This is a genomic window from Arthrobacter rhizophilus (assembly GCF_026241105.1).
Classification (GTDB): domain Bacteria; phylum Actinomycetota; class Actinomycetes; order Actinomycetales; family Micrococcaceae; genus Arthrobacter.
This window is the reverse complement of record NZ_JAPFFT010000005.1, coordinates 156369-168772: the sequence shown is the minus strand read 5'-3', so window position 1 is coordinate 168772 and position 12404 is coordinate 156369. Positions and strand designations below refer to the sequence as shown.

General features: G+C 65.1%; 10 protein-coding genes and 1 tRNA gene. All 11 read left to right on the top strand.

Features of this window, described 5'->3' with window-relative positions:
* The 11 genes from OOZ51_RS06860 to OOZ51_RS06810 all read left to right on the top strand — a co-directional run bounded on the left by OOZ51_RS06860 (position 1) and on the right by OOZ51_RS06810 (position 12375).
* On the top strand, positions 1-975 hold the full coding sequence (locus OOZ51_RS06860; RefSeq protein ID WP_265978505.1) for a GNAT family N-acetyltransferase: 975 nt from the start codon (positions 1-3) through the stop codon (positions 973-975).
* A 132-nt stretch (positions 976-1107) separates the two neighbouring features.
* The gene (locus OOZ51_RS06855) at positions 1108-2481 is read left to right on the top strand and encodes an FAD-binding oxidoreductase (RefSeq protein WP_265978504.1); all 1374 of its coding nucleotides are present in this window, start codon (positions 1108-1110) and stop codon (positions 2479-2481) included.
* Positions 2482-2555: 74 nt separating this feature from the next.
* Positions 2556-3986 carry a YibE/F family protein gene (locus OOZ51_RS06850; RefSeq protein ID WP_265978503.1) on the top strand — a complete coding sequence of 477 codons (1431 nt, stop codon included), beginning with the start codon at positions 2556-2558 and terminating at the stop codon, positions 3984-3986.
* 105 nt (positions 3987-4091) lie between these two features.
* The gene (locus OOZ51_RS06845) at positions 4092-5030 is read left to right on the top strand and encodes an ABC transporter ATP-binding protein (protein WP_265978502.1); all 939 of its coding nucleotides are present in this window, start codon (positions 4092-4094) and stop codon (positions 5028-5030) included.
* On the top strand, positions 5027-5803 hold the full coding sequence (locus OOZ51_RS06840) for an ABC transporter permease (RefSeq protein WP_265978501.1): 777 nt from the start codon (positions 5027-5029) through the stop codon (positions 5801-5803). The genes OOZ51_RS06845 and OOZ51_RS06840 overlap by 4 nt, the downstream gene beginning before the upstream one ends.
* A 22-nt stretch (positions 5804-5825) precedes the next feature.
* Positions 5826-6980, top strand: coding sequence for a sensor histidine kinase (locus OOZ51_RS06835; RefSeq protein ID WP_265978500.1), 1155 nt, complete (start codon positions 5826-5828; stop codon positions 6978-6980).
* Positions 6977-7588, top strand: a complete 612-nt coding sequence (locus OOZ51_RS06830) for a response regulator transcription factor (RefSeq protein ID WP_265978498.1) — start codon at positions 6977-6979, stop codon at positions 7586-7588. The genes OOZ51_RS06835 and OOZ51_RS06830 overlap by 4 nt, the downstream gene beginning before the upstream one ends.
* Positions 7589-7650: 62 nt before the next feature.
* Positions 7651-8832, top strand: a complete 1182-nt coding sequence (gene dusB, locus OOZ51_RS06825; protein WP_265978497.1) for a tRNA dihydrouridine synthase DusB — start codon at positions 7651-7653, stop codon at positions 8830-8832.
* Between the two features lie 114 nt (positions 8833-8946).
* The gene (locus OOZ51_RS06820) at positions 8947-10257 is read left to right on the top strand and encodes a deoxyguanosinetriphosphate triphosphohydrolase (RefSeq protein ID WP_265978496.1); all 1311 of its coding nucleotides are present in this window, start codon (positions 8947-8949) and stop codon (positions 10255-10257) included.
* 56 nt (positions 10258-10313) lie between these two features.
* Positions 10314-12239 (top strand): DNA primase, encoded by a 1926-nt coding sequence (dnaG, locus tag OOZ51_RS06815; protein WP_265978494.1) that lies wholly within the window; start codon positions 10314-10316, stop codon positions 12237-12239.
* A 63-nt stretch (positions 12240-12302) separates the two neighbouring features.
* Positions 12303-12375 (top strand) — tRNA-Asn (locus tag OOZ51_RS06810).
* Positions 12376-12404 lie beyond the last annotated feature (29 nt).

Here is a 12404-nt window from a genome sequence, read left to right as displayed (position 1 = left end):
GTGCCAATCGAGTACCGCGAATGGCGTGATGGCGACGACCTGGCGCTCCTGGAAATGTGGGGTGGGCCAGAAACCTTGCCGGCCCAGCAGTTCCGGCCGGCACTGGCGCCATCGGGCAACGGCGGCGAAGGCCGGCCTTGGCGCAGGTGCATCGTGGCGGAAGACGTTGTTGACGGCATCGGCATCCCGGTGGCTGCCGGCGTGGTCCATGAAGCTTCCCTGCATCCGGAACGCCTCTGGGCCTACATCGAGGTTGCCAAGGATCACCGCCGGAGCGGGATAGGGGCCACGCTCCTCACCATGCTGCGACGCGAAGCCGAGCAGTCGCCGTCGGGGGTTACAAAGCTACGCAGCAAGGTGGAGCCCGGCACCTCCGGCGCCGCTTTCGCCGAGTGGGCAGGACTCGCGCCCATCCAGCGCTCACAGCTTGTGGTAGTGGATCCGGAGCCGCTGAGGCTTCCGGTGTTTGGCGACGGTTCCGAGGAAGCAGCTTCCGAACAGGTTGAAGACCTCGCTACCGGATCCGTGGAACTGAGCGACGTCGTCGGCCGGTACTACACGGCAGTGCACCACTGGGACAGCCCGGGCGAACTCGGCATCCCCACGGTGCAGCGGCTGTTCCTTGACGAGCTGACGGGGGCGCACGGTGCCCTCGTGCTGCGCGCTCCGAAGGCCAGTGCTTTTGGTTCGGGCGTTCCGGCCACCCGCAAGGGCAAATTGCAGGCCTTCGCCATCAGCTATGCCCATGGCAGCTCGGATGAACCCTCGGAAGTGTTCCTGGGCCACGAACCGCGTTTGCAGGATGACGAGGCCCGCGAGGCAGTCCGTGATTTGCTGGCGCTTATTGCCTACCAGCATCCGGTGCTCCTTGAAGTGGACGATTCCATGAGGGCTGTGCGCGCAGTCGTGGATCCGCTGCTCAAGCTGGGCAAAGCGAAGCTCCGGGGCGCAGACACCTTGGTGGTCAGCGACTAGCCCCGGACGAACCCTTGACGACGCCGCTGCCCTGGGTGTAGGCATGACGACGTAAGCCCCAGTCGTTGGTCTGGTGGGGTAGCGGCAGGTGGAACGAATCCGGTCTCCTGAAGAGAATCGGCGGTAACACCCATGAACGGAACAGCGCTCGACGGACTGCGCGAACAGCTCCGTGGGCAGCTCATTACACCAAATGATCCTGACTATGATTCTGCCCGCGCTGTCTATAACGGGATGATCGACAAGCGCCCGGCAGGGGTCGTCCGGGTGGCGCAGGTGGCGGATGTCATTGCGAGTGTGAACTTCGCCCGGGAAAACTCCCTGCCCTTGGCCATTCGCGGCGGCGGCCATAGCGCCCCCGGCTTCGGGACCTGGGACGACGCCCTTGTCATAGATTTCGTCAACCGTACCGGAGTCCGTGTTGACCCCGAAGCCGGCACGGCCCGTTCCGAGGCAGGAACAACCTGGGCAGACTTTAACCACGCCACCCACGCATTTGGCCTTGCCACCACCGGCGGCATCGTGGGATCCACCGGTATCGCAGGCCTGACCCTGGGCGGCGGTATCGGCTATCTCGCCCGCAAGCACGGCCTGTCTTGTGACAATCTGATATCCGCGGACGTGGTGACGGCAGACGGCAAATTCCTCACTGCCAGCGAAACCCGGAACGAGGACCTCTTCTGGGCGTTGCGGGGAGGCGGAGGCAATTTCGGCGTGGTGACGTCGCTTGAATACAAACTGCACCCGGTGGACATGGTCCACGCTGCGATCATCATCTACGGCATGGAGCACGCTGAGACCGTAGCGAAGTTCTACCGCGACTACATGGACACTGCCCCTGAGGAATTCGGGGCGTTCGTGGGCTTCCACCAAGGGCCGCCCGTACCGTTCCTGCCGGAGGAGTGGCACGGCAAACCAGTCTGCGTGGTCATTGGCATGTGGACCGGTGATCCTGGAGAAGGAGGGGCCCGTTGGCAGCCGTTCCTGGATGTTGCTCCCGTGGCGGGTTCGCTGGTGGGGCCGATGCCGTACCCGGCACTCAACTCGGCATTTGATCCGCTTCTTCCGAAAGGGATGCAGGCCTACTGGAAAGCGGATTTCCTCTCCGAACTCAACGACGGCGCCATTGCGGCCCATCTTGAGTACGGAAGCAAAGTTCCGAGCGTGCAGACGTCTGTCCATGTCTACCCGATCGACGGTGCGGTGCAACGCGTGGGTCAGACAGACACCGCCTTCGTCAACCGCGGCGTCAAGTTCTCTCCGGTGATCGCCTGCATGTGGAACGACCCCGCAGACAACGAGGCGAATATCGACTGGGTCCGCAGTTACGCCGCGGCATTGCGCCCGCACTCCTCGCCGGGAGGCTATATCGGCTTCATGGACGGTGATGATCAGGGCAGGATCAGTGAGAACTACGGGGTCAACTACGAGCGACTGCAAGCCGTAAAGAGCAAGTACGATCCAGGAAACCTCTTCCACGTGAACCAAAACATCAAACCCGCCTGAACCCGGCTGCGAGCCAGTTGGGCGGGACTCAGCGCCGGCCCACGTAGGGTTGTAGGCATGAGGTTTTGCAGCTAATGGGTCACGGTCATTCACACGGTCACACGGAACACTTGGAGCCAAGTCCACGGGCGCTCGCGGCGCGCAAACGGGCCAACTGGCTCCTCGTAGCCGTGCTGGCGCCGCTTGCCGTGCTCACGATCGTCGCCATGCTCGTCATGTGGCCGTCAGGGAGCAAAGCGGGCATCACGTTCGCGAGCCCGTACGCGGCCGCTCCCGGGGTGACGTTTGATACCGGCAAGATCCAAGCCGTCACCCAGGAAAGCTGTACGCAAGGGACCCAGGCATCGGGTACGAACGGTGCGAACCAAAGCAGCGGCACACAGCCGCAGGGGTCCCAATGCACCTTCGCGTCCACGCAACCGGATAACGGCGGCAGCCCCGTAAGAGTGGTCATCAACCCGGATGTCGCCAAGTCCCACGGCGTCAAAGTGGGGGACAGCATCCGCTACCTGAACCTCTCCGGGGTGCAGGGCGCAGCGGCAGGCAACGGCTCGCCGTCGTACGTTTTCCTGGATTTCGTGCGGACCGTTCCCATGGCCCTTCTGGCGATCCTGTACGCGGTGGTGGTCATTGCCGTCGCGCGCTGGCGCGGCTTCAGGGCGCTCCTTGGACTGGCCGGAGCCTACGTGGTGATGGTCAGCTTCATGCTTCCGGGATTGGTGGAGGGCAAGCCGCCGCTGCTCGTGGCATTGGTCGGCTCCACGGCGATCATGATGGGGGTGCTCTATTTCGCCCACGGCTTCTCCGCCAAGACCTCCACTGCGTTGCTGGGCACGATCTTCGGCCTCAGCATCACGGCGCTGCTGGCGGCCTGGGCCACGGATGCGGCTAATCTGACCGGGATCGGAAGCAGCGAGGGCGCCACGCTGGTGAACATGTCAGACAAGATCTCCCTCTCCGGGATCATCCTCTGCGGGCTGATCATCTCCGGGCTCGGAGTCCTCAACGATGTGACGATCACCCAGTCCGCGGCCGTGTGGGAGCTCTACGAGCTGGCGCCGGAGACTGGCGCGCGCAAGCTGTTCACGTCCGCCATGAGGATTGGCCGTGACCACATCGCCTCCACGGTCTACACCATCGCCTTTGCCTACGCTGGCGCTGCGCTTCCGATCCTGATCATTGTCATGCTGTACGACCGCCCGCTGGTTGATGCGCTCACCAGTGCAGAGTTGTCCGAGGAAGTCATCCGGACGCTGGTGGGTTCCATCGGCCTGGTGCTGGCCATACCAGTGACTACCCTGATCGCAGTGCTGGTGGTCAAAGCGACCGGTCCGAGGCGGCTCGCGGCCGCCGGCGCGGCGGATTCGGCACCAGCCGACGACGACGGGAAGGTCCGTGAGCTTGAAACCGCAGAGTCCGCGGACGCCTTCGAATCGTTCGACACCGGCGAGCTCGCCGCCGTCGTCATGACCAGGCGGGCACGCAGGGAAGCAGAACGGCGCTAGCCCCTCGATGACATTTGTCATCCCTCATCGGTGACACACGCCCGGGCGCCGGACGCGGATCTCGGCTTTGATGGGTAGTGGAGCAAACCAAAGCCAAGGAGCGTCATGACAACAACGAGTGTGCCGGCCGTCCACGCCGCCGGACTGCACAAGAGCTTCGGGAAGGTCTACGCCGTCCGCGGCCTGGACTTGACCGTGCAGCCGGGTGAGGTGGTGGCGTTCCTCGGTCCCAACGGGGCGGGCAAGACCACTACTATAGACATGATCCTCGGATTGAGCGCCCCGGACCGGGGAAGCGTTTCCATCTTCGGGCACACTCCCCGGGGAGCGATCGCCCGCGGCCAGGTGGCCGCGGTGATGCAGACCGGCGGCTTGCTGCGGGACATCAGCGTCCGCGAGACCGTGCAGCTCAATGCAGCCATGTTCGATTCCTCCCGCCCTGTTGACGAAGTCCTGGCGCGCGCGGGCATCCTGGAGATCGCGGACCGCAAGGTGGAGAAGTGCTCCGGCGGCCAGCAGCAGCGGCTGCGCTTCGCCATGGCTCTAGTCTCCGATCCTGGATTGCTCATCCTGGACGAGCCCACTACAGGCATGGACGTCGCCGGGCGGCGCGACTTCTGGAGCGCCATCAGGGCCGACGCGTTGCGCGGACGGACCGTCGTCTTCGCCACCCATTACCTCGAAGAGGCCGATGCCTACGCGGACAGGATTGTCCTGGTCCGGCAGGGCAGCATCGTTGCCGACGGTACCGCCGCCCAAATCAAGAACCTTGCCTCCGGCCGCACCGTCAAGGCTTCGCTTCCTGCAATAGAGCGCGGGCTGCTCGCCGGGATGCCGCCGGTGGAAAGCATGGATTACGACGGCGGTCGCCTCACCGTCCGCACCGGCGACTCGGACGCCGTCGTCCGCTACTTGCTCAACAACACCGGAGCGCATGACGTCGAGGTGGCAGCCAACAACCTCGAGGAGGCCTTCGTCGCTCTCACTGGAGACGACGCAGCACCGGAATCCACGAGCATCACTTTTGAAGGAGACCTCGTATGAGCGCGGCAACAGTCATCCAGGACCGGAAGCCGTCCGCGGGCGGGGTAAACCGCACGTTCCTCTGGATCGAGATCAAGCGGATGCTCCGGAACCGCCGGACCATCATTTTCACGGTGTTCATGCCGGCCGTCTTCTTCTTCATTTTCGGCCTGTCCAACAAGGACAAGCTTCTGCCCAACGGGCACAGCTACGGCCAGTACATCCTCATCAGCCTGACGGTCTATGCGGCAATGACCGCTGCCACCGGTGCGGGCAGCCAAGTGGCAGTGGAACGTGCCCAAGGCTGGAGCCGCCAGCTTCGCCTCACGCCCCTCCTGCCCGGCGCATACATCGCGGTGAAAGCCCTGGCCGCCCTGACGCTGTCCCTCGTTGCCGTCGTGGCCCAGTTCGCCATCGGTGCCTTGGCGGGGGTCACCATGGATGCGCAGACTTGGCTGACAGCGGGGTTGGTAGCTTGGCTGGGCTCCCTGGTCTTCGCGGCGCTCGGACTGTTCGTCGGCTACCTCATGCCGAGCCAGAACGTCATGCAGATCCTCGGCCCGGCCCTGGCCATCCTCGCCATGCTCGGCGGGTTGTTCATGCCGATCGAGGTCATGGGGGAGACCTTTGGGAACATTGCTAAATTCACGCCGGCCTACGGGATCGGGCAACTGGCCCGGAGTCCCATCACCGGCACCTTCGACTGGGCGTGGATCGTCAACGTGGTTCTCTGGCTCGTAATCTTCGTGGCCGGGGCCGCGATGGCGTTCCGCCGCGACACTAAACGTGTCTGAACAGGCCGTTAGGGTAAGCACCATGACCAGCAGCGCAGGCGGCACTTCCGTCAGGGATGTGTCAACCGGAAACGTGTTAACCGGCACCATGTTCCGCGGGCCAGGGCCACGGGGCTGGTTCATCGGCGCGGGACTCTCAATCCTGCTCTGGGCCTGGCCGACGTGGAACATCGTGTGGTCCGTGGACCAGCCGCTGGCCTGGAAAGCGGCGGCCTCGGCGTCCCTGGTCGTGTTTTTCGCTGCCTACGCTTTCCTGCCCCAGATCAGTTGGCGCCTTGGCATCCGGGCAGGCGCCGTGTCCGTCTGCATCCTGCTGGCCCTGAACGGGGTGATCATCTTCTTCATCGGAAGGGATGCATTGTGGACCTGGACGTTCCTCGCCTGCGCCATCGCCATGACCACCCTTCCGCCGCGCGCGGACTTCTTCCTTATCGTCACCTTGTCCCTTGCCTCCCTCTCCACCCAGCTGTTGACGGGCAACGGGGAGCAGGCGCTGCTCCAATCCGGACTGATCCTGTCCCTCGGCCTCATGATGTCCGCCTTTGCGCGCCTCATCAGGCAGACGGCACGGCTCCGGGAAGCGCAGACCGGGTTGGCTGATGCCGCGGTCGCTGCCGAACGCAGCAGGGTGGCCCGGGACATGCACGACATCCTGGGGCATTCCCTGACGGTGATCGCCGTCAAGGCCGAGTTGGCCGGGCGGATGCTGGACGCGGTCCCCGGTGGCCCTGCCCGGGACAGGGCCGCTGCCGAGATCGCCGCGGTGCAGGACCTGGCCCGTGGCGCACTCGCCGACGTCCGCGCCACGGTGGCCGGTTACCGCGGCGTCAACGTCCTGGCGGAGCTCGCAGTCGCCCGGACCGCCCTGGAATCGGCCGGGATCGACGCCGAATTGCCGGGAACCGTTGAACAGGTTCCGGCAAGGCACCGGGAACTCTTCGGCTGGGTGTTGCGCGAAGGGATCACCAACGTCGTGCGGCACTCCGGCGCCGCGCGCTGCCGCGTCCGGTTGACGGCGTCGAGCGTTCTGGTGGAGGACGACGGCGTCGGCCCGGCATCCGGAGGCCGCTCGGGGAATGGACTGGCCGGAATCCGCGAACGCGTGGGCGCCGCCGGGGGAACTGTCAGTATTGGCCCGAGTGACCTGGGAGGGTTCAGATTGGCGGTTGAGGTATGAGCATCCGATTGGTGATCGCAGACGATCAGGCGCTGGTGCGCGGGGCACTGGCAGCTTTGCTGGGTCTGGAGCCGGACATCGAGGTGGTCGCAGAACTGGGCGACGGCACCGGTGCGGCGGCCGCCGTCGTCGAGCACTCCGCCGATGTGGCAATGCTGGACGTCGAGATGCCCGGCCTGGACGGCATCAGCGCGGCAGCGGCCGTGCGGCAGGCCGCGCCATCGTGCCGGGTCCTCATGGTCACCACGTTCGGACGGCCCGGCTACCTCAAGCGCGCCATGCAGGCAGGAGCCTCCGGGTTCGTCGTCAAGGACACCCCGGCGCGGCAACTGGCCGAAGCCGTACGCCGAGTCCACCAGGGGCTAAGGGTGGTGGACCCAGCGCTCGCCGCCGAATCATTGACCGCCGGAGACAGCCCTTTGACCGAACGCGAGGGGGAGGTGCTCAAGGCGGCGTCCGACGGCGGAACGGTCGCCGATATCGCGAAGTCGGCGATGCTTTCCGAAGGGACCGTCCGCAACTACCTGTCCGCGGCCATGTCCAAGACCGGCGGGCGGACCCGTGCCGAGGCCGTGCGGATCGCCGAGGACAACGGCTGGCTGCTCTAGCGGCCTGCACCCACGTATTCGGCCGTTCCAGCCGATTTGCCCCGCTTTGAGACAATGGACGGGTGACTGTAGTAGCAACACCCCCTTCGCCCAAGCTCGAGCTGCCCCCGTTGCAGCTTGGCCGGATCACGGTGGACACTCCCGTGATCCTGGCCCCGATGGCCGGAATCACCAACTCGGCGTTCCGCAGGCTGTGCCGTGAATACGGCGGCGGCCTGTACGTCGCCGAAATGGTGACCTCCCGTGCCCTGGTGGAGCGCACGCCGGAATCGTTGCGCATCATTTCCCACGACGACGACGAAAAGGTCCGGTCCGTGCAGCTGTACGGCGTGGATCCCGTCACCGTGGGCCAGGCCGTACGCATGCTTGTCGAAGAAGACCGCGCGGACCACATCGACCTCAACTTCGGCTGCCCCGTACCCAAGGTCACCCGGCGCGGCGGGGGTTCCGCCCTGCCGTGGAAGATCGACCTCTTCACCTCCATCGTCCAGACAGCGGTGAGGGAAGCCTCCAAAGGCGATGTCCCGCTGACCATCAAGATGCGCAAAGGCATCGACGAGGACCACCTCACGTACCTCGACGCCGGCCGGATCGCCCGCGATTCCGGAGTTGCCGCCGTCGCGCTCCACGGCCGCACCGCCGCCCAGTTCTACTCCGGCCAGGCCGACTGGTCCGCCATCGCCCGCTTGCGTGAGGCCCTTCCAGACATTCCCGTCCTCGGCAACGGCGATATCTGGTCCGCCGAAGACGCAGTGCGCATGGTGCGAGAAACCGGGATCGACGGCGTCGTGGTCGGCCGCGGCTGCCAGGGACGCCCGTGGCTCTTCGGTGACCTCCAGGCGGCCTTTGAAGGCAGCGATCAGCGCCACCGCCCGGGTCTGCGGGAGGTCGCCGACGGTGTTTACCGCCACGCCGAACTCATGATCGAGACCTTCGGCAACGATGAGTACAAGGCCCTGCGCGAAATCCGCAAGCACATGGCCTGGTACTTCAAGGGCTACGTGGTGGGCGGGGAACTGCGCGCCAAACTGGCCACCGTGCCCACCCTCGAGGTCCTGCGCGAACTACTGGACCAACTGGACATGGACCTGCCGTATCCGGGCATCGACTCGGAGGGCCCGCGCGGCCGAGCAGGTTCACCCAAGAAGCCGGCCTTGCCCAAGGATTGGCTCCTCAGCCGGCAGATGGACGCGGACCAGACCCGCGACATCGCTGCAGCCGAGCTCGACGTCTCAGGCGGCTAAAGCGCGGCCTGGCCTCGACCCGTGCACGCGCACGGCCCGAGTCGTGGAAAACTGGCTGCATAGGCACTGGCTGAAGAGACGCTGGTGGACGGCAAGCGGAGGAGGCGGATACCCATGGGAACTGAAGCGATGTCTGCGGCACGCACTGCCGAAAACGGAGCGGGCATTCCAGGCTATGTGGAGGCCGACTCGGCACGCTGGGTCCAGGAGCCTCGGAAGAACACCTACCGTTCGGACTTCGAGAGGGACCGGGCAAGGGTGCTGCATTCTTCCGCCCTGCGGCGCCTCGGGGCGAAAACCCAAGTGGTTGCCCCGGATACCGACGATTTCGTCCGCACCCGCCTGACGCACAGCCTTGAAGTGGCCCAGGTAGGCCGAGAGTTGGGCCGCGCGCTTGGTTGCGATCCGGATGTTGTGGACACGGCATGCTTGAGTCACGATCTTGGCCACCCGCCCTTCGGCCACAACGGGGAATCCGCCCTCAACGAGGTAGCCCACGGAATCGGTGGCTTCGAAGGCAACGCACAGACCCTGCGCCTGCTGACCCGGCTTGAGCCCAAGGTCCTCACCGCAGACGGCCAGCCCGCCGGGTTGAACCTGACCCGCGCCAGCCTTGATGCGGCTTCCAAATACCCATGGTCCGCCGTCGACGCCCCGGTCATCCACGGACAGCGGAGCAGCAAGTTCGGCGCCTACGAGGACGATCTGCCGGTGTTTACCTGGCTTCGGGACGGTGCGCCCGGGAACCGCTCCTGCATCGAGGCCCAAGTGATGGACCTCGCTGACGATATCTCCTACTCGGTCCACGACGTGGAGGACGCCATCGTTGCCGGTCACTTCCAGCTGAAGTGGCTTGACAACCCGGATCACCGCGCACGCGTGGTGGGGTACACCAAGCAGTGGTACCTGCCCCACAACGACCCCGCGGAAATCGATGCTGCCCTCGCCCGCCTCGAAGCGACCAGCGTCTGGGTTCGTGAGGCTGACGGCAGCCGCAAGTCGATGGCCGCGCTGAAGGACATGACCAGCCAGCTGATCGGCCGTTTTTGCCAGAGCGCCTTGGAGACCACGCGGGCCCACTTCGGACCGGACCACCTCACCCGGTACGGCGCTGAACTCATGGTTCCGGAAGGAACCGTCACCGAGATTGCGGCCATGAAGGGCCTTGCCACGACATTTGTGATCTCCACCGACCACCGGCAACCCGTCTATGAACGGCAACGGGAAGTCCTGCACGCCCTGGTCGGCGTACTCAACGCGAGCGGAGACCGGCATCTGGAACCGATGTTCGCTGCGGACTGGCGGGACGCCCCCGACGACGCCGCCCGCCTTCGCGTCGTCATCGACCAAGTGGCGTCCCTGACGGACGCTTCGGCGCTGGCGATGTACGAACGCCTGGTGGGTAGTTTGCCGTCGCTCTGGTAGCCGCCCCGGTAGTTCCCGGCCCGGGGCAGGTCCGGCGGAGCGACTAGGATGGTGACGTGGCTGGCCTGATCAAACGTGAAGATATCGACGAAGTACGCCAGCGCACCGATATCAAGGAAGTGGTGGACGGTTACGTCACCCTCAAGGGGGCTGGCCTGGGCACCTTCAAAGGCCTGTGCCCCTTCCACGACGAGCGCTCGCCGTCGTTCACTGTCCGTCCCCAAGTAGGCCGGTACCACTGCTTCGGCTGTGGCGAAGACGGCGACGCCATCTCCTTCGTCCAGAAGATGGACCACAGTTCCTTCCATGAAGCCGTGGAAAAGCTTGCAGCCCGGATCGGCTACGAGCTGCGCTATGAAGACGGTGGCACGGGTCCCAACCGCGAAGAGGTCGGTAAGCGCCAACGGCTTCTGGACGCCCACAAGATCGCCGACGAGTTCTTCCGTGCCCAACTGCTCACGGCAGGCGCCGCGGAGGGCCGCAACTTCCTCCATGGCCGCGGTTTCGATCGGACCGCCGCCGAACAGTTTGGGGTCGGCTACGCGCCGCAGGGCTGGGACTCGCTCCTGAAACACCTGCGCGGCCGCGGGTTCACGGACGCTGAATTGAAGCTGACGGGGATGTTTTCCGAAGGCAACAGGGGCATTTACGACCGCTTTCGCGGCCGGCTCATCTGGCCCATCCGGGACATAGCCGGAGACACCATCGGCTTTGGCGCCCGCAAGCTTTACGAGGACGATCAAGGCCCGAAGTACCTGAACACCCCGGAGACCGTGCTCTACAAGAAATCACAGGTCCTCTACGGCATCGACCTTGCCAAGCGGAACATCGCCAAGGACCGCCAATTGGTGGTGGTGGAGGGCTACACGGACGTCATGGCCTGCCATCTGGCCGGCGTCGGTACCGCTGTGGCCACCTGCGGTACGGCTTTCGGTACGGACCACATCAAGATCGCCCGCCGCTTGCTGTCCGACGACGGCTCCGGGGGAGAGGTCATCTTCACCTTCGACGGCGACGCCGCCGGGCAGAAGGCGGCCTTGCGCGCCTTCGAGGAGGACCAGCGTTTCGTCGCCCAGACCTACGTGGCAGTGGAGCCTAGCGGAGCCGATCCCTGCGATCTGCGCCAACTCAAGGGGGACGCGGCTGTCCATTCGCTTGTGAAGTCGCGGCGACCGCTGTTCGAGTTTGCTATCCGTACTACCTTGAAGCAGTTCGACCTCGACACGGTTGAAGGTCGGGTGCAGGGATTGCGGGCATCGGCCCCGGTCGTGGCCGCCATTCGTGACATTTCGACGCGTACGGGGTACAGCCAAGCTCTCACAGGATGGCTGGGACTCGCGGACCCCAACGAAGTACTTCGAATGGTGAATGCTGCTGCCAAGCGCGCTGCTTCCGGCGCTCCCGCGACGGTGGCTGCGGGAGCTGCAGGGACCGGTTCCCGAACAGCGCCGGCCCAGGCCGGCCAGCCGGCGGCAGCACCGCCGTCGGACGCTTCTATCGCTTTCATGCGTCCGGATCCGCGGGATCCCGTGGCCGCGATGGAACGCCAGGCCCTCGAGGTGGTCATCCAGAACCCTGCTGTCCTTGGAGGCGAAGCCTGGGAACGGTTTGAGGCCTGCCACTTCGTCACTCCGGCCTACTCTGCGGTACACACGGCGGTTCGGGCCGCCGGGCTCGCTCATGTGGGCGACCCTGTTGCCTGGGTGGAAGGGATCCGCCGGGAAGTTCCGGAGCCACTCAGAGGCTTGGTTTCCGAGCTTGCCGTTGTACCCCTGCCGGCCAGTACGCCTGAAGCTCTCCAGCGGTACTGCCGCGACATCCTGGCGCGGCTGTTCGAACTGCAGATCACCCGTGTCAAGGCGGACAAGATGGGCCAGTTGCAGCGTCTGGATGCCTCGGCCCAGCCGGAGGAGTTCCAACGCCTCAACCGGGAACTCATGGAGCTGGAAATGCAGCGCCGTGCTCTCCGGATGGATAGCTGAGGGCCTTTCGCGGCGCCGATTTCGTTTACCGGCGGCCCTTTGTTAGGCTGGTACACGCTTCATTCCTCCGTAGCTCAATTGGCAGAGCATTCGACTGTTAATCGAAGGGTTACTGGTTCAAGTCCAGTCGGAGGAGCGCTACTCAAAAATCCCCGTCCTCAGTAG

Bases quoted from the DNA above. Each gene is read 5' to 3' on its own strand.
- OOZ51_RS06845 (WP_265978502.1), top strand. From the start codon at position 4,092: ATGACAACAACGAGTGTGCCGGCCGTCCACGCCGCCGGACTGCACAAG.
- OOZ51_RS06830 (WP_265978498.1), top strand. From the start codon at position 6,977: ATGAGCATCCGATTGGTGATCGCAGACGATCAGGCGCTGGTGCGCGGG.
- OOZ51_RS06835 (WP_265978500.1), top strand. From the start codon at position 5,826: ATGACCAGCAGCGCAGGCGGCACTTCCGTCAGGGATGTGTCAACCGGA.
- OOZ51_RS06850 (WP_265978503.1), top strand. From the start codon at position 2,556: ATGGGTCACGGTCATTCACACGGTCACACGGAACACTTGGAGCCAAGT.
- OOZ51_RS06820 (WP_265978496.1), top strand. From the start codon at position 8,947: ATGGGAACTGAAGCGATGTCTGCGGCACGCACTGCCGAAAACGGAGCG.
- OOZ51_RS06840 (WP_265978501.1), top strand. From the start codon at position 5,027: ATGAGCGCGGCAACAGTCATCCAGGACCGGAAGCCGTCCGCGGGCGGG.
- OOZ51_RS06855 (WP_265978504.1), top strand. From the start codon at position 1,108: ATGAACGGAACAGCGCTCGACGGACTGCGCGAACAGCTCCGTGGGCAG.